Origin of the sequence: Nitrincola alkalilacustris (assembly GCF_008973755.1) — a bacterium.
Taxonomy (GTDB): domain Bacteria; phylum Pseudomonadota; class Gammaproteobacteria; order Pseudomonadales; family Balneatricaceae; genus Nitrincola; species Nitrincola alkalilacustris.
The window spans coordinates 56,719-74,267 of record NZ_WBOM01000013.1; the positions used below are offsets into that span (position 1 = coordinate 56,719).

The 17,549-nt window shown below is 54.2% G+C and carries 16 protein-coding genes; 12 read left to right on the forward strand and 4 right to left on the reverse strand.

Annotated elements, in window-relative coordinates:
• The first annotated feature begins 9 nt into the window (after window positions 1–9).
• Window positions 10–402, forward strand: coding sequence for an acyl-CoA thioesterase (locus F7R27_RS17970; RefSeq protein WP_151705650.1), 393 nt, complete (start codon window positions 10–12; stop codon window positions 400–402).
• 314 nt (window positions 403–716) lie between these two features.
• A complete protein-coding gene (locus tag F7R27_RS17975; RefSeq protein ID WP_151705651.1) occupies window positions 717–2,510 on the forward strand; it encodes a methyl-accepting chemotaxis protein in 1,794 nt (597 codons plus the stop codon).
• 110 nt (window positions 2,511–2,620) lie between these two features.
• On the opposite strand, the gene uvrD is transcribed toward F7R27_RS17975, so the two are convergent.
• From uvrD to F7R27_RS17990, 3 genes are read right to left on the reverse strand one after another with little or no spacing between them, the layout of a single operon-like run.
• Window positions 2,621–4,831, reverse strand: a complete 2,211-nt coding sequence (uvrD, locus tag F7R27_RS17980; RefSeq protein ID WP_151705652.1) for a DNA helicase II — start codon at window positions 4,829–4,831, stop codon at window positions 2,621–2,623.
• Window positions 4,832–4,862: 31 nt separating this feature from the next.
• Entirely contained in the window at window positions 4,863–5,837 is a 975-nt protein-coding gene (locus F7R27_RS17985; protein WP_151705653.1) for a homoserine kinase, read from the reverse strand.
• 9 nt (window positions 5,838–5,846) lie between these two features.
• Window positions 5,847–6,146 carry a DUF2782 domain-containing protein gene (locus F7R27_RS17990; protein WP_240776435.1) on the reverse strand — a complete coding sequence of 100 codons (300 nt, stop codon included), beginning with the start codon at window positions 6,144–6,146 and terminating at the stop codon, window positions 5,847–5,849.
• Between the two features lie 133 nt (window positions 6,147–6,279).
• On the opposite strand from F7R27_RS17990, the gene polA reads away from it, so the two are divergent.
• Window positions 6,280–9,033 carry a DNA polymerase I gene (polA, locus tag F7R27_RS17995; RefSeq protein WP_151705654.1) on the forward strand — a complete coding sequence of 918 codons (2,754 nt, stop codon included), beginning with the start codon at window positions 6,280–6,282 and terminating at the stop codon, window positions 9,031–9,033.
• A gap of 242 nt (window positions 9,034–9,275) precedes the next feature.
• Here the strand turns inward: polA and yihA are convergent, their stop codons facing one another.
• Entirely contained in the window at window positions 9,276–9,950 is a 675-nt protein-coding gene (gene yihA / locus F7R27_RS18000; RefSeq protein ID WP_151705655.1) for a ribosome biogenesis GTP-binding protein YihA/YsxC, read from the reverse strand.
• Window positions 9,951–10,157: 207 nt separating this feature from the next.
• On the opposite strand from yihA, the gene F7R27_RS18005 reads away from it, so the two are divergent.
• From F7R27_RS18005 to tatC, 9 genes are all read left to right on the forward strand, one after another.
• Window positions 10,158–10,760, forward strand: a complete 603-nt coding sequence (locus F7R27_RS18005; protein WP_151705656.1) for a c-type cytochrome — start codon at window positions 10,158–10,160, stop codon at window positions 10,758–10,760.
• 200 nt (window positions 10,761–10,960) lie between these two features.
• Window positions 10,961–11,593 carry a thiol:disulfide interchange protein DsbA/DsbL gene (locus F7R27_RS18010; protein ID WP_151705657.1) on the forward strand — a complete coding sequence of 211 codons (633 nt, stop codon included), beginning with the start codon at window positions 10,961–10,963 and terminating at the stop codon, window positions 11,591–11,593.
• A 137-nt stretch (window positions 11,594–11,730) separates the two neighbouring features.
• Entirely contained in the window at window positions 11,731–13,287 is a 1,557-nt protein-coding gene (locus F7R27_RS18015; protein WP_151705658.1) for a GGDEF domain-containing protein, read from the forward strand.
• A gap of 42 nt (window positions 13,288–13,329) precedes the next feature.
• A complete protein-coding gene (gene ubiB / locus F7R27_RS18020; RefSeq protein WP_151705659.1) occupies window positions 13,330–14,961 on the forward strand; it encodes a ubiquinone biosynthesis regulatory protein kinase UbiB in 1,632 nt (543 codons plus the stop codon).
• Between the two features lie 78 nt (window positions 14,962–15,039).
• A complete protein-coding gene (gene hisI / locus F7R27_RS18025; protein ID WP_151705660.1) occupies window positions 15,040–15,438 on the forward strand; it encodes a phosphoribosyl-AMP cyclohydrolase in 399 nt (132 codons plus the stop codon).
• Between the two features lie 4 nt (window positions 15,439–15,442).
• Window positions 15,443–15,778, forward strand: a complete 336-nt coding sequence (locus F7R27_RS18030; RefSeq protein WP_151705661.1) for a phosphoribosyl-ATP diphosphatase — start codon at window positions 15,443–15,445, stop codon at window positions 15,776–15,778.
• A 67-nt stretch (window positions 15,779–15,845) separates the two neighbouring features.
• Complete coding sequence (gene tatA / locus F7R27_RS18035) at window positions 15,846–16,115, forward strand: Sec-independent protein translocase subunit TatA (protein WP_151705662.1); 270 nt, start codon at window positions 15,846–15,848, stop codon at window positions 16,113–16,115.
• A gap of 11 nt (window positions 16,116–16,126) precedes the next feature.
• Complete coding sequence (gene tatB / locus F7R27_RS18040; RefSeq protein ID WP_151705663.1) at window positions 16,127–16,513, forward strand: Sec-independent protein translocase protein TatB; 387 nt, start codon at window positions 16,127–16,129, stop codon at window positions 16,511–16,513.
• Window positions 16,513–17,277 (forward strand): twin-arginine translocase subunit TatC, encoded by a 765-nt coding sequence (gene tatC / locus F7R27_RS18045; protein WP_151705664.1) that lies wholly within the window; start codon window positions 16,513–16,515, stop codon window positions 17,275–17,277. Before tatB ends, tatC begins: the two co-directional genes overlap by 1 nt.
• Window positions 17,278–17,549 lie beyond the last annotated feature (272 nt).

The following is a 17,549-nucleotide window of genomic DNA, read 5'->3' on the forward strand; positions in this document are numbered from 1 at the left end:
ATCCGGATAATGACAACGAATGACGATCAGCTGCTGCCACCGGAAGGTGTGCTCAGTCTGCAACGCCCTGCTGGCCACGAAGCGATCAACATGTTTGGTGATGTCTATGGTGGGTGGGTCGCCTCTCAGGCGGTGCTGGCCAGTGAAATCCGTGCCGGACAGGAGGCCGATGGCCGTGTTGCGACGGTATCGGTCGGTCGTATGTCGTTCATGTCACCGGTGCTGCAGGGCACTATTCTCAGCTTCTATACTGAGGTTCTGGAGCGGGGTACCAGCTCGTTGCGTATCAAGGTTGAGGTCTGGGGGCGCTGCCCGGACGGCAGAGAGCCGCGCAAGGTGACCCAGGTTGAGTGTGTGCAGGTCGCCATCGACGGCCATGGGCATATCCGCACCCTGCCCTGATGTTCCCGACAGGCCAGCTCCCGCTACAGCAGGCCTGTCAGCACTTGTCATCCCCTCACTGTGAACATTCCTGTACACCCGCCTTCACTTTCCTTACCCCGGCTACCGTTATTGGCCACCTTTTATTGGTCATTGACCTGCCCCTCACAAAGCGATACATTTCACCACAAAGCGATACATTTTTCTGTCTGAATGTTTGTTTTTTTGTGTTACTTTCTCTGTTCAGTCTGAGTGCTCCCTGTACAGTAGCGCTGGATAATCATGCTGAAGAGTTTTGACCCGTAAGATCAATAACCATAAAAATGAGCCCCGCGATGAGTCTTTATACCTCGATAGAGAAGACCTTCTTCCATAGTCTGACCCGTAAAATTCTGGGTAACCTTCTGTTCATCACGCTGTTTCTGCTGGGTATGGCACTGGCGGTCGGGCACTATGTCAGCGATCTGAAGCAGCAGGTGAGATCCACGGGTATTCCGGCAGAGGTCGCTCAGCAACTGGTTCAGCGTCTCGACTCTCTGCAGCTGGTCACCGCTGTGATTCTGGTGGCAGGTCTGCTGGCCGGACTTTTCGCGCTGTTCTTCATGCGCCATCTGATCGTGCGGCCCATTACCGATATGATCCAGGTGTTGCGTGCTATTAAGGACAATCACGGCGATATCTCCGCGACGCTGCCGGAATATACGCATGACGAGATTTCGGAGATGGCGGCCAGTTACAACGCCTATTCCAGCTCTCTTAAACAGATGATCTCTCAGGCCAGGCGCTGCAGTGTCGGTGTGTCGTTGAATGCAACTCGGCTACAGAAGATTCTGACCCAGGCGCATGGTGTGATGTCGCGACAGGAAGATGCCGCGCAACTGGTATTTCAGTCCAGCAGTGAAGCGACTGAGGCGATCAATAATGTTGCCAACAGCACGCTGGCGATCAATGAGCAGAACCAGAATAACCTGAGCGAAGTACGCAGCTCGCGCCAGGAGCTGCTGGGGGTTCAGCAGCAGATTGCGGCCATTCGTGAACAGGTCAGCCATTTTCAGGGAATAGTTCAGCGTCTGAGCGATAACTCGCAGAACATCACTCAGATCCTGTCGATGGTCAAGGGCTTTTCCGAGCAGACCAATCTACTGGCGCTGAATGCGGCGATCGAGGCGGCCCGTGCCGGGGAAGCGGGGCGTGGCTTTGCCGTAGTTGCAGATGAAGTACGTACCCTGTCGCAGAAGGTCAGTGGTGCCACATTGGAGATAGACAAGAATATCGGTGAAATGGGTGCCCTGGTTGGTGAAACCAGCGCCAGCGCGCATACGATTCTGGAGTATGTGCAGAGTACCGAGACCTTCATCGACTCAACCAATACGCAGTTCAGCAATCTGGTGCAGGACTTCGAGCAGGTCAATGCCCAGCTGACAGGCATCAGTGCCGCTATCGATGAGCTGGCTTACACGAATAAAGAGTCGCATAGCAATGTAAACGAGATCACCAGCATCAGTGCCACCATCAAACAGGAGATGGACGAATCACAGGCACATGCGCTGGCGCTGGAGAAGGCAACAGAGGAGACGCAGGAGCTGCTGTCACAGTTCATCATCGGCTATGGCGGCTTCGAGCATATTCTGCAGACCGGCAAGCGCTGGGCCGCTCAGACTCAGGCCCATCTGGAGCAGTTGGCAGCAGCAGGACACAATATCTTTGATGATCAGTATAAGTGTACCAATCCGGGGCAGTTGCCTGAAAAACTGGATCTGACCTATACGGATGTTTATGACAGAACACTGAGGCCAGTGTTTGACAGCTTCATCAATGAACACCCCGAATTCAGCTATGCGATCGGTATGGATCGCAACGGTTATGCTCCGGCGCACCACACCAAGGTTTCAAAACCCCTGACCGGTGATGTAGCTGTGGATAACTTCAACAGCCGTAACCGTCGTCGTATCTACGGCACGCGTGCCGAACAGCGACGCGCCAGAAATACCTCACCCTTCCTGCTGCAGACTTTTATCCGGGATACCGGCGAGGTGCTGAACGATCTGTCGATTCCGATCTTCGTCAACGGCAAGCATTGGGGGGCGTTTATCATGGGCTTCAACCCCGAGCTGCTGTTGAAGGATTGATCTCTGACATCATGGAGCTCCCGGAGTCCTTGGTTGAGTGTATGCCGCAGGGAGTGTATTTACGGCGTCTCACCCAGGGTGTTTGGGAGCTCCCATGAAATGCGAACCGATCAGCAGACTTCCAGACGGGCAAAGCCCACCACCAGCCATTTGCTGCCCACCTCATCGAAGTTGATCTGAATCCGTGCCTTGGGGCCGGAGCCTTCAAAGCTGGTAACCATGCCTTCGCCGAACTTGGGGTGCAGCACGCGTTGTCCCAGATTGAAGCTGGGGGATTCGGGTTCGCTGTTGAACAGTCGGCTGCTGCTGGCTCCGCCGCCATAACTGTTGCGCTGGCTGCTCAGAGGGCGGCTGATACTGTTGTTCAGACGGACCTCTTCGATCAGTGCTTCGGGTATCTCCCTGACGAAGCGGGAGACGCGATTGGTGGTTTCCTGTCCGTGCAGGCGGCGTGATTCGGCGTAGGTCAGAAACAGTTTCTGCATCGCACGAGTAATACCGACGTAGCACAAACGGCGCTCCTCTTCGAGACGCCCCGGTTCCTCTGCCGACATCTTGTGCGGGAACAGCCCCTCCTCCATGCCTGCCAGAAACACCATCGGAAACTCCAATCCCTTGGCAGAATGCAGCGTCATCAACTGCACGCTGTCAGTATGCGCGTCTGCCTGGGTATCGCCGGCATCCAGTGCCGCCTGATCCAGAAATGCAGAGAGCACCGATACCGCTTCATCTTCGTCCGCCTGACTCTGCCACTGGCCGGCAAACTGGCGCGTTGCCGTGACCAGTTCCTCAAGGTTCTCGATACGGGACTGGGCTTTTTCGCCCTTCTCCTTCTCATGATGCTCAATCAGGCCTGAGTGTTGAATGACATGTTCAGTCTGCTCATGCAGGTCAAGCCCTTCAGTCTCGGTATTCAGGCGGTTGACCAGATCCAGAAACCCCTGCAGAGCATTAGCCGCACGTGCCGGCAGTTGTTGCAGCGATATGATCTCGTTGGCTGCACGCCACATGGAGATCCCTTCGTGGCGAGCCTGCTCGCGGATCAGCTCTATGGTGCGGGTGCCGATGCCGCGGGTCGGAACATTGATGACACGCTCGATCGCCGTGTCATCATCGCGATTGGCCAGCAGACGCAGATAGGCAAGTGCATTCTTGATCTCAAGCCGATCATAGAAGCGTTGTCCCCCATAGATGCGGTACGGAACCCCGCTGCGGATCAGGGCTTCCTCCAGTACACGAGACTGAGCGTTGGAACGATACAGAATGGCGGTTTCATCGCGGCGGTTGCCGTGGTCGATCCACTTCTCGATCTGATCAACGATAAAGCGTGCTTCATCCTGCTCATTGAAGGCGCTGTACAGGGAGATAGGTTCACCGTCGCCATCTTCGGTCCACAGCTCCTTGCCAAGACGCCCGAAATTGTTGGTGATCACCCCGTTGGCCGCTTTCAGTATGGTGTTGGTGGAGCGGTAATTCTGTTCCAGGCGCACTGTTTCTGTACCGGGGAAATGCTCCGGCAGGTTCTGGATGTTCTCGATGCGGGCACCGCGCCAGCCATAGATCGACTGGTCATCATCACCGACCGCCATCAGCTTCTGCTCGCCCTCGCATAACAGTCGCAACCAGGCGTACTGAATGGCGTTGGTATCCTGAAACTCATCCACCAGCACATAGCGGAAGCGTTCGCGGTAGTGCTTGAGCAGTGCAGGTGCCCGGTCACGCAGCAGTTCGAGTGCACGCAGCAGCAGCTCACCGAAGTCGATCATGCCGCCGCGCTCGCACGCCTGCTCATAGGCTTCATAGGCACGGATCATGGTCTGCTGGAAGGGATCACTGCTGCGTTCAAGGTGTTGGCTGCGTAGCCCCTCATCCTTCTGCGCATTGATGAACCACTGAATCTGGCGGGGTGGCCAGCGGGTTTCATCCAGCTGCAGCTCGCGACACAGGCGTTTGATCAGGCGTAGCTGATCGTCGCTGTCCATGATCTGGAAGTTGTCCGGCAGTCCGGCATCACGCCAGTGCGCACGCAACAGACGGTGAGCCAGGCCATGGAAGGTACCCACCCACATGCCTTGGGTATCGATACCCAGCAGCTGTTCGATACGTCCGCGCATCTCACGGGCCGCCTTGTTAGTGAAGGTGACCGCCATGATGGAGTAAGGAGAGAAGCCTTCTGCCTCGATCAGCCAGGCGATACGATGCACCAGCACTCGGGTCTTGCCGGAACCGGCTCCGGCCAGCACCAGCAGGTTGCTGACATCGGCCGAAACCGCCTGGCGCTGAGCATCATTCAGCGAGTCGATGATATGAGTAACGTCCATGGGCCTTGTTTTTCAGTTCTCTGTCGATGGCTCAGTCGAGGCTGGCCGGGGAGTGGATCCGGTTCAACAATATCCGTTTGTATTGATCCGGGTCTTTCAGTTTCATGCTCTTGCCTTTGCGTGCAGCCTGTTCAACACCCAGCCAGGGGATCAGGCGCGACAGCCAGAAGCGCATGGCAGCGGTGCGGGTCAGAATCGGCCAGGCATGCTGCTCGTCAGTGGTAAATGGCCGCACAGCCGAATAGCCATCAAGCAGGGCACGCTCTCTGAGCGGGTCGATCGTGCCATCAGGATTGCAGCACCAGTCGTTGGCGACGATTGCCAGATCAAACAGGTGAAAGGCAGTCGCTGCATTGTACAGGTCGATGATCGCTTCAAGTTTGCCATCACGGAACAGAGCGTTGTCGGAAAACAGGTCGCCGTGGATAATGCCCGAAGGCAGATCGAGTTTTTTCTCACGCAGTTCATCAAACAGGCGAACTTCCTGTTTCAGCAGTTCGGCATCCTCGCTGCTCAGCAGGTGCGCCAGCGCCTGACTTTCACGCCGCCACCAGAACACGCCACGATGCGCCTGGCGCTTCATATAGAAGTCGGTTCCGGCAAGATGAAAGCGTGCCAGTGCATCGCCAATCTGGCGGCAATGATCCTCACCGAGCTCGGATTGAGGGAGGTCCTGGCCATAGAAACGGGGCTGGAAAAAGGCCGGCTTACCCTGGAGTTGTTTCAGCGCGATGCCGTTCCTGTCCTCTATCGCATAGGGCACCGGGATGTCGCGTTGCGACAGCCAGTGGCCCAACTCAACGAAGAAGGCCATCTCCTCTTCAGGCAGCTCTTCAAAAATGGTCAGTACCAGATCAAGCGTGGTGCCTGACTGGTCGAGGGTAACGAAATAGTTGGTGTTTTCGATGCCTGCTTCTATGCCCTGCCAGCTTTTCAGCTCGCCCAGGTCGTAGTCAGACAGCAGCTTGACCAGCTCTGCACGGGTGATCTCTGTATATACTGCCACGTTTGATGCCTACCAGCGGAAAATAACCCATTTTGGAATCAACACCGAGGGTTCCCCGGCTCTGATCATCTCACCTGACTCACCTTTCGGGACCAGGTAGTAGGGCTCGCCGACGGCGGGCACGACCTTGATCTCCTTCAGAACACCATTGACACGATACTCGTAATAGGTGCTGTCACCGTCATGGGTAATGGTGATCTGCGGCTCCTGGCCCAGCAGCTCTTCCTCTGACTGGGCGAAGCTCGGTGGCACAAAGGCCAACAACATCGCCAGCATTACATATCTGAACATCATCTTGCTTCTCTTCATGGGTAGAATCCATCTGCAAATAAGCACCTGAACCATGCTATCGCATGTCGGGGGGTTATGGGCAGCTTCCTTATTGTCTATGATTGTGAACCCTGACACGATCCCCGGCAACCACTGTTAATCGGAAATTGCGATGAGTAACCACAAACCACCCGTTATTTTAGTCGACGGCTCCTCTTATTTATACCGTGCCTTCTTCGCCTCTCAGCAGGCGGACCTGCGCACCAGCGAAGGTGTTCCGACGGGGGCTATAAGAGTTGTGACCTCGATGTTGCGCAGTTTACTCAAACAATATCCCGAAAGCCCGGTGGCCGTGGTGTTCGATGCCAAGGGTAAAACCTTCCGTGATGAACTGTTTGCCGAGTACAAGGCTCACAGACCCTCAATGCCGGATGACCTGCGCCTGCAGGTGGAGCCGATCCACGAGATTGTGCGCGCCATGGGCATGACGCTACTGATCGAAGACGGGGTTGAGGCAGATGATGTGATCGGAACGCTGGCGCATGAGGCGATGGCGCAGCAGTGCCCGGTGGTGATCTCTACCGGCGACAAGGATATGGCGCAGTTGGTAAATGAGCAGGTCACACTGATCAATACCATGACCAATACGGTGATGGATGTGCAGGGGGTCGTTGATAAGTTCGGCATTCCTCCTGAGCTGGTGATCGATCTGCTGGCGCTGCAGGGCGACAAGGTCGACAACATCCCCGGCGTACCGGGTGTCGGTGAGAAGACTGCGCTGGCGATGTTGCAGGGGATAGGTGGTATCCAGGCGCTGTACGAGAATCTGGACAAAATTGCCGACCTCGGCTTTCGTGGCTCGAAAACCATGGCGAAAAAGATGGAGGAGCATCGTGAGTCTGCCGAGCTCTCTTATCTTCTGGCCACGATCAAAACCGATGTACCGCTGCATGTGGCACTGGCTGATATCGCTCATCCGTCGCCGGATAATCAGGCTTTGTGTGAGCTGTTCAAACGCTATGAGTTTCGCAGCTGGGTTAAGGAGCTGGAATCAGGTGATGCACCGACCCAGGCTGATACCGGAGGCTCTTCTGCAGCCGATCAGGCTGCACCGGCAGAGGTGCAGTATGACGTGATTCTGGAGTGGGAGGCTTTTGAACAGTGGCTTGACCGACTCAAGGCAGCGGGACAGTTTGCCTTTGATACCGAAACCACCAGTCTCAACTATATGGAAGCTGAGATCGTCGGCGTTTCCTTTGCCGTTGAAGCGGGCGTGGCGGCCTATGTGCCGGTGGCACATGATTATATCGGCGCTCCTGCCCAGTTGGATCGCGACAGGGTGCTGGCCGCCTTGAAACCGCTGCTGGAGGATGAGTCCATCGGCATCATTGGCCAGAATCTTAAATATGATATGAGCGTACTGGCTCGCTACGGTGTCGGTATCAAGGGTATCACCGCAGATACGATGATGGAGTCCTATATCCTGAACTCCACTGCCGGCCGCCATGATATGGACAGCCTGGCGGAGCGTTATCTGGGCGTGAAAACCGTGACGTTTGAAGAGATTGCCGGCAAGGGCAAACAGCAACTGACCTTCAACCATATCGAGCTGGATAAAGCCGGACACTATGCCGCTGAGGATGCGGATATCACGCTGCGCCTGCATCAATGTCTGGCCCCTCGGATCACCGCCGAAGGCAAGCTGCAGTCAGTACTGGATGAGATAGAAACACCGCTGATTCCGGTGCTGTCGCGGATCGAGCGCCAGGGTGCGCGCGTGGATGCGAAGATGCTCGGTGAGCAGAGTCAGGAGCTGGAGAAGCGTCTGCATGAGCTGGAGCAGCAGGCCTATGAGCTGGCAGGCGAGCCGTTCAATCTTGGTTCACCCAAGCAGTTGCAGGTGATTCTGTATGAGAAGCAGGGTATCCCGGTCACCAAGAAGACCCCCAAGGGCGCACCCTCAACTGCAGAGGAGGTGTTGCAGGAGCTGGCGCTGGATTATCCGCTGCCCAAGGTGATCATAGAGCATCGGGGCCTGAGCAAGCTCAAATCCACCTATACCGATAAACTGCCGCTGATGATCAATCCTCGCACCGGCCGAATCCACACCTCTTACCATCAGGCCGTGACAGCAACCGGGCGCCTCTCTTCGTCCGATCCCAATCTGCAGAATATTCCGGTACGTACCACTGAGGGGCGTCGCATACGCCAGGCGTTTGTGGCACCGGAGGGCTACTCGATTGTGGCTGCCGACTATTCCCAGATAGAGCTGCGCATCATGGCGCACCTTTCGGGCGATGAAGGGCTGTTGAGCGCGTTCGGTAAGGGCGAGGACATTCACCGTGCAACAGCAGCAGAGGTGTTTGGTGTTGCGCTGGATCAGGTCAGTACCGAGCAGCGTCGTAGTGCCAAGGCGATCAACTTCGGTCTGATCTACGGTATGTCGGCGTTTGGGCTCGGGCGTCAGTTGGGCGTTGGCAGGAATGAGGCTCAGCGCTATATCGACCACTACTTTGCTACCTATCCCGGCGTGTTGCGCTATATGGATGAAACCCGCGCTCAGGCGCATGATCTTGGGTATGTTGAAACCATATTCGGACGCAGGCTCTATCTTCCCGAGATCAATGCCAGCAATGGCATGCGCCGGCAGGCGGCTGAGCGTACCGCCATCAACGCCCCGATGCAGGGAACGGCGGCTGATATCATCAAGCGTGCGATGATTACCGTTGATCGCTGGCTGAGCGAAACAGATTTTGATGCCTGCATGATCATGCAGGTTCACGATGAGCTGGTATTCGAGGTCAGAACTGATCAGGTGGAGGCATTTATCAAGCAGGTGAAGGGGTTGATGGAGTCGGCTGCCAGTCTGTCCGTTCCGCTGCTGGTCGAAGCGGATAGCGGAGCAAGCTGGGAAGTGGCGCATTGATTGTTTTTTAATCAGTGGTTGAACTTTCCATCCACAGGGGGTTCATACAGCTGAGAGCTGCAGTTCCCGTATTGTCTTGTGCCAGATGATGCAGCGGCTCTTGGGGGTCTGGATTGTTTCAACAAACTGCGTTAACTAGGTGCGCAGGTCAGGCTCCCTTACACAAGGATGCGTTCGCTCCCGAGGCTTAAGTTCCCCTTCCCCTGTCTCGGGAGCGTCTTTTTTTCAGTCAGATTTTTCTATCAAGCGCCCTGTTCTTCGGAACTGTATGTGCCTGGACTGTATCCATCAGAGCCGTACCAGGGCAGCATCAGTTCACTGATCAGTTGCTGCAACTCGTCTACGCCAGTGTGTTTGAGTGCCGAAAAGGCCTGAACACTGACGTTGTCACCCAGTCGCTCCTTCAGGGCCTTCCTGACCTGCAACAGCGTGCTCTGCACCGGCCCGCGTTTGAGCTTATCAGCCTTGGTGAGTAGTACATGCAGGCGCATGCCGGTGTTCTGGCACCACTGCACCATCATCTCGTCAAACTCCTTCATCGGATGTCGAATATCCATCACCAGAACAACACAGCGCAGTACTTCGCGCTTTTGCAGGTACTCATCCAGATGTTTCTGCCAGTGTTCCTTCATCGCAACCGGCACCTTGGCGTAGCCGTAACCGGGAAGATCGACGATCCGCAGTCCCTTGAGATTCAGGTCAAAGAAGTTCAGCAGTTGAGTGCGACCCGGTGTCTTGGATGTGCGCGCCAGCTTGGTCTGTTGCGTCAACACATTGATGGCACTGGATTTGCCGGCATTGGAGCGGCCTGCAAAGGCGATCTCTGCAGTGCTGTCAGGTGGGCATTGCGACAGTTTCGCGGCGCTGATACTGAAGCGCGTCTGGTTGAAATGGATTGCCGGTGCGTTTGTGGTCATTGTCATCTCACTAAGGTAGGATCGCCACAAAGAACAAATGCGTTCCAGTTTGTGAGGATATTAGTTTATAATATCCAGCAATTTTACCTGTGAACTGAGCAATGCTCCAGTCAGGGTAAGCAAAGAATTGAGTTGTCTGCGTCGCTGTTTTCACCGGTCGGCGAAGGCTTATCGACAGTTTTTCAAGCAAAAGTCTGGGTCTAGTCAATGAACAAATTACTGATCAGCTTACTCGTAAGTGTAGGTATCACGGGCGTTGCACATGCATCTGGTGATGCAGCGGCCGGGCAGTCCAAAGTTGCTGTCTGTGCAGCCTGCCATGGTGCAAACGGCAATAGTGCTGTTGGCAACTTTCCAAATATTGCCGGGCAGAATGAACAATATCTGATCAAGCAGATGGAGGATCACCTCAGTGGTCGTCGTACCATCGTTGAGATGACCGGCATGCTGGATGCTTTCAGCGAGCAGGATCTGAAGGATATTGCGGCCTATTACGCCAGTCAGCCGGTAGTAATCGGTCAGGCACAGGCTGATCAGGTGGAGCTGGGCGAGAAAATCTATCGCGCTGGTTTGGCTGACAAGGGTGTTGCTGCCTGTAGCGCCTGCCACATGCCGAGTGGTCAGGGTAATGCGCCAGCAAAATTCCCTGCTCTGAGCGGTCAGCATCCCGAGTACACAGTTTCACAGCTGCAGAAGTTTGCCGAAGGGACGCGTGATAACGATCCTAATGGCATGATGCGAGATGTCGCTGTGAAGATGACCGAAGCTGAGATGCGTGCTGTCGCTCAGTATATCCGTGGTCTGAACTGAAAATTGATCTGAAGCGGATTAAGTTCTGATTCAGCAGGGGCAGCTTAGGCTGCCCTTTGTATTTAGTGACTCGATGCGAAGCTATGGAGAACTATTTTTGCCGGCATGAGTCTACAGAGTTCAACTTAATGAATTGTAATGGCCAGGCCAGGTTAAAACTGGCGGGTATTGTCATTGCGGCCATAGATAGAGAGGTGAGAATGCTTAGAAAAATAATGCTGGGCGTGGCCATGTTGGTGCTGGCTGCTGGCGTGACTGCCGATGACAAACCGGTATTCGAGGCAGGCGTGCATTATGCCGAGATCAGCAAGAGTGTGCCGACGCGCAGCGCGGATAAAGTTGAAGTGGTTTCTGTATTTGGTTACCTCTGCCCGCACTGCAATAACTTCGAGCCGATGCTGCAGGCCTGGGAAAAAAATCTGACCGACGATATCGACTATCACCATATCCCGGTCGTTTTCAGCCGGAACTGGGCTCCTCTGGCACGTGGCTATTATGTTGCTGATATGAAAGGTCTGGTTAATGAAACGCATCAGGCGATGTTTGATGCCGTGCACATGCAGAACCGTCGCTTCAATGATGAAAATGACCTGGCTGCATTTTATTCCGGCTACGGTATCGAACCTGAAGAGTTCAAGAAGCTTTACAACTCCTTTGCTGTGGATACCAAACTGAATCAGGGAATGGCCAAGGTCCAGAGCTTCGAGGTGACTGGTGTGCCATCAATGGTCGTTAATGGCAAATACCGCGTGACTGCCTCCATGGCTGGTGGTTCTGCGCAGATGTTGCAGGTTGTGAACTACCTGATTGAGAAAGAAATCAACAGTAACTGAGATCAGATTTCTGTTGGTTAAAACCGCGTCCGGAGTGATTTATTGACTGTAATCACTCCTCAGATGCGGTTTTTGTGTTTATAGTATGTGAAAAAAGCGGTGCATAAAATCCGGCCGTTGCGCAATGAGGCTAATAAGTGGCAACAGAAACCGAAGACTGGAAGCGCAAGTACAAAGATCTTTCCCATGAGTTCGAGCAGTCCGAGCGCTATGCGGAGCGGATGATCGAACAGTTGCGCCAGCTTATCAACTCAATGATTACCGGGCTGCAGGGCCAGGATCGACTGCTGGATGAAAATCTGCAGATACTGGCCAAGTATCTGAGTAATGGTGAGGTGCGGGATCTTCGCTCGGTCGGGCGTGAAGTTGAAAAGCGTGTTCGTGAACTGGATCAGAAAAAAACCGCTCTATCACGTGAGGTGGCAGATGCCCTGTCGCTCTGGCTGAGTCAGATTCAGCGCCAGAGCGGCGGTCAGATTCCTGAGGATAAACTGCAGGATGCGCGTGATCAGATACCGGAAGCGTCCGAAAAGATTTATGCTCTATCGGCACTGATACGCCAGTTGCTGGCGCTGCAAAGTGGCCTGTACGACACCCCTCCCGCTACAGATTCCAATACACATGACCTGGATAATGAAGCGGATGAGCGGCAGACGCTGCTGATACCAGTTATTTCCGATAAGATTCTTGAGCTGATAGAGTGCCTCAGAATTCCGCGTGAAAGGATGGAGAGTGCCCAGGAGCTGATCAGGCGTCTTGAAAGTCGTCCAGACATGTCTGAGCTGCCGGATCTGCTGAATGAGGTGGTAGGCCTCATCCGGGTTGCCGGCCTGAATGTACACGACGACTTTGAAGACTATCTGCTCAGCCTTAATAAGCAGCTTTCGCATGTCCAGGCGTTTCTGGCAGAGAGCCGGGAAGAGGAAACTAAGGCTGGTGCGTTGCATCTGGAGTTGGACAAAACCGTCCGTCACAGTATTTCCAGAATTCGCTCCACGGTTAAGGAGTCAACGGATCTGACGGATCTCAAGCAGGCCGTGACACGCCAACTGGCAACTATTGTCAAGAGCATGAACAGCTACCGTGTGCATGAAGAGCAGCGCGATCAGCGCCTTCAGAAGCGGTATGACGAATTGCTGGAAAAGGTTGAGGCGATGGAGCGTGAAGCCGAGGACGTCAAGGCACGGATCGAAGAGGAGCAGCTCAAGGCTCGAACCGACCCGCTGACCGGATTGCCCAATCGGGTCTCCTATAATGATCATATTGCCAGCGAGCTGGAGCGCTGGCGGCGCTATAATACTACCTTTTCCCTGTGTGTCGCGGATCTAGATCATTTCAAGAATATCAATGATCAGTATGGGCATCTTGCCGGGGATAAGGTGCTCAGGCTTGTGGCCAAAATGATGCGTCACAACCTGCGAGGCAGTGACTTCATCTCCCGCTTCGGTGGTGAGGAGTTTATCGTTATTTTCCCGTCAACAGGTCTGCAGGAAGCGCGTCAGGCAACTGAGAAGCTCAGGCAGGCGATTGAAAAAAGCCCGTTTAATTTCCAAGGCAAACCGGTTCATGTCACAATGTCGTTCGGCCTCACCGAAGTGGCTCAAGGCGATGATCAGGACAGTGTTTTCGGTCGCGCTGATGCGATGCTCTATAAAGCCAAAGGCAGCGGGCGTAACGCCATCTGTCATGAGTGATCTCTGAACCATTCACCCAACCGCTGAACAGGACTATCAAGAGTGCAACCTGTTGTCCGCTCTTTAAAGATTCTCTGGGTTATCGCACGCTATCGTCTCGACACCTTCTTTCACCATGCGGCGATGCCCTGGTACGTGCGTGTCTGTTTCGTGTTGCTTCCCTGGCGCTATCTGATTCCAGCCAAGGCTCCGCGTGGCATGAGGTTGCGCCTGGCGCTTGAGGCGCTGGGTCCTGTATTCATCAAGTTCGGACAGATGCTGTCCACGCGTCGAGACCTGCTGCCGGACGATGTAGCCATCGAATTGGCCAGGCTGCAGGATCAGGTGCCGCCTTTCCCGGCAACCAAGGCGCGCGCCATCATCGAAGCGGAGCTGGGCAAATCGGTGGATGAGCTTTTTCAATCCTTCGATCTGGAGCCCATGGCCTCGGCGTCGGTTGCTCAGGTTCACAGTGCGGTGCTGCATGATGGGCGTGCGGTGGTGATCAAGGTGATTCGGCCAGGCATCGAACGCGTGATACGTCAGGATGTGGATCTCCTATATACACTGGCCTGGCTACTATGCCAGCTCTGGGTGGATGGGCGCCGCCTGCGCCCGGTTGAGGTGGTTTCAGAGTATGAACAGACCATCTTCGATGAGCTTGATCTGCGCAAGGAGGCTGCCAATGGCTCTCAGCTGAGGCGGAATTTCGAGGGCTCATCGATTCTGTATGTCCCGGAGATCTACTGGGATTTTACCCGCCGTAATGTGCTGGCAATGGAGCGGATCTATGGTGTGCCGGTGGCGGACATGGAGCAGTTGCGTGCCCAGAACACCAACCTGAAAAAGCTGGCAGAGCAGGGGGTTGAAATCTTTTTTACCCAGGTATTCCGTGACAGCTTCTTTCATGCGGATATGCACCCCGGTAATATCTTCGTATCGCGCGACAATCCGGAACAGCCTCAATATATCGCAGTCGATTTCGGAATTGTTGGCTCGCTGAGTGCAGAAGATCAGAGCTATCTCGCGCGTAACCTGCTTGCCTTTTTCAGGCGTGATTACAGACAGGTGGCGCAGTTGCATCTGGATTCGGGCTGGGTGCCGGAGTCGACCAATGTGCATGCCTTTGAAACGGCCATCCGCAGTGTATGTGAACCGATCTTCGAGAAGCCCCTGAAGGAGATCTCCTTCGGCCTGGTACTGCTGGGGCTGTTTCAGACTGCCAGACGTTTCAATATGGAAGTGCAGCCGCAGTTGGTTCTGCTGCAGAAAACGCTGTTGAATATCGAGGGGCTCGGGCGTCAGCTGTACCCGGATCTGGATCTGTGGAAAACGGCGAAACCCTTTCTCGAGAACTGGATGAAAGACCGTATCGGCCCCAGGGCAACCTATCGCGCACTGAAGCTGCAGGCACCTGAGTTGCTGGAGAAGCTGCCCCAGTTGCCACAGCTTATATTTGACACGTTGCAGCATACCCGTAAAGGGTCTGACGATAGTGCCGAGTTACTGCGCGAGATAGAACGCGAAAGAAAGCGCAGTCGTAAACGCTGGCAACGACGGTTGCTGATTGGAGCTACTTTTCTTGCAGCAGCGGTGGTTGTGGCCGAACCGGAAGTGAAGGCAGCGCTGGATGTCTGGCCTTGGCAGGCCTGGTTCCTCGCAGCGCTGGGCTGGATCATGATCTGGCGTGCCTGACACCATGTCAGTGTCTGGTTGTTAGGCAGATGATCGGTTATGCTTGGACGCCTGAATAAATAGCTGATGGAAAGGGTGATGTCGATAAGCTGGCTGAATGAGGTCAAATGGGACAAGGACGGGCTGGTGCCAGCGATTGCGCAGGATGTAAAGACCGGGCGAATCATGATGGTTGCCTGGATGAATCGTGAGGCGCTTGAGCTGACAGCGCAGGAAGGGCGTGCTGTATACTGGACCCGCTCGCGTCAGAAGCTCTGGCGCAAAGGGGAAGAGTCCGGTCATGTGCAGAAGCTGCACGAGTTGCGGCTGGATTGTGATGGTGATGTCGTGCTGCTGACTATTGAACAGTTGGGTGGTATCGCCTGTCATACAGGACGTGAGAGCTGCTTTTTTCGACGCTTGAGCTCTGCCGGTGAGTGGGAAGTGGTGGATGAGGTGTTGAAGGATCCCTCTGCCATCTATACAGACAAGGCTTGATGATATGACAGATGTACTGGCCCAACTGGATCATATACTGCAGCAGCGGAAAAATGCCGATGCTGACAGCTCCTACGTGGCATCCCTGTATGCCAAGGGACTGAACAAAATACTGGAAAAGGTCGGTGAGGAAGCAGTAGAAACCGTGATTGCGGCCAAAGATGCTGCTGTCAGTGGCGATAATACCGACCTGATTTATGAAACAGCTGATCTGTGGTTTCATACTCTTGTCATGCTGTCTCAGCTCGGAGAGAACTCACAGGCGGTTCTGGATGAGCTGGCAAGGCGCTTTGATATATCTGGGCTTGATGAAAAGGCGTCACGCCAGCAAGATAACTAAACTTTTTCCCGGTTGCGCACCGTGTCGCTGCAGGGCATAACCTTCTGGATCTTAGCGGAGAATAATAATGGGCTTTGGTGGAATCAGTATTTGGCAGCTGTTGATCGTTCTGGGAATCATTATTCTGATATTTGGAACCAAGAAGCTGCGTAGCCTTGGTGGTGATCTGGGTGGAGCGGTCAAAGGCTTCAAGAAGGCCATGAGCGAAGAGGAGGCTGAGAAGGAAAAAGACGCAGCTGATGTCGCGGCCAAGAAGCAACTGAGCGCAGACGATGCCGAGTTCAAGGATGGGCAGAGCGCCGCCCAGAAAAAAGAAGAAAGCAGCGTTGATAAATAAGACTTTCTCAGATGTTTGATATCGGCTTTGCTGAAATTCTCATTGTCAGTGTGGTTGCGTTGCTGGTGCTGGGACCGGAAAAACTGCCTGTGGCAGTTCGGACCTGTGGTCTCTGGTTTGGCAAGATAAAGCGCTCAGTCAACAGTATTCAACGCGAGATCAATGAAGAGCTGCGTATTGATGAGCTGCGCAGAACCGCTGCCATTACTAAGGACGAGCTTGATAAAGAGCTGCGTGAGATGACCAGACCCTTCAAGGAGGCTGGAGAACAGGTTCGTGATGCGGCTGACGAAGCGCGGGGTCAACCCTCCGCCGCAGATGCATCAACTGATGATGCATCCAGCACTTCAACTGGTGCATCACAAAACACATCAACTGACAGTGAAAGCAAGCCCTGATGAGTGAAGCGCCCCAGGAACAGGAACAGCCCCTGATCTCTCACCTTGTCGAGTTGCGTCAGCGCCTGATGTACAGTGTGCTGGCCGTGCTGGTGATATTTCTGTGTCTGTTTTACTTTGCCAATGATCTCTACACCTGGCTGTCAGCCCCGCTGACAGCGCTGCTGCCGGAAGGCACCAGCATGATTGCAACGGATGTCACTTCGCCCTTCTTTGCGCCTTTCAAACTGACGCTGGTGGCGGCGATCTGTCTGTCGATGCCCTATATACTGCATCAGATCTGGGCCTTCATCGCTCCAGGGCTTTATCTTAACGAGAAGCGCCTGGCGATACCGCTGTTGCTGTCCAGTATTGTGCTCTTTTATACCGGCATAGCCTTTGCCTACTTTGTTGTTTTCCCGTTGCTGTTTGGTTTCTTTACCAGCGTTGGGCCAGAAAATGTTGCGATCATGACCGATATCAGCAGCTATCTGAATTTCGTACTCAAGCTGTTCTTCGCCTTTGGGATAGTGTTTGAGATTCCGATCGCCACGATGTTGCTGATTCGTTCCGGTGCCGTATCTGCAGCAAGCCTTGCCAGCAAGCGGGCCTATGTAGTTGTGGTGTGCTTTATAGTCGGTATGTTGCTGACACCACCGGATATCATTTCTCAGAGTCTGCTTGCACTGCCCATGTGGCTGCTGTTCGAGCTGGGCCTGCTTCTGTCAAAAATTGCTTTCCGCAAACCTGTTGGCAAAGAAACTGAGCAGGAATCAGAAAGCTGATCTATAATTGAATTCCGCGTATCAGTGGCCGTTCAACTCCGTGACAAACTTATTGTAGTTTTATTACAAAAGACTGTTGACAGGTGGGCTGAGTCATGTAGAATACGCACCTCGCTTGAGACAACAAACACCGCTACGGCGGGTGCTCAAGCCGCTCTTTAACAAGTTGATCAGGTAATACAAGTGGGCGCTTGTCGAGGTTAAGCACACAAGCTTAATCAGACAAGTAACCTAAATTCATTTAGTGTTGTTTTTGTCTGAGCATGCATTAA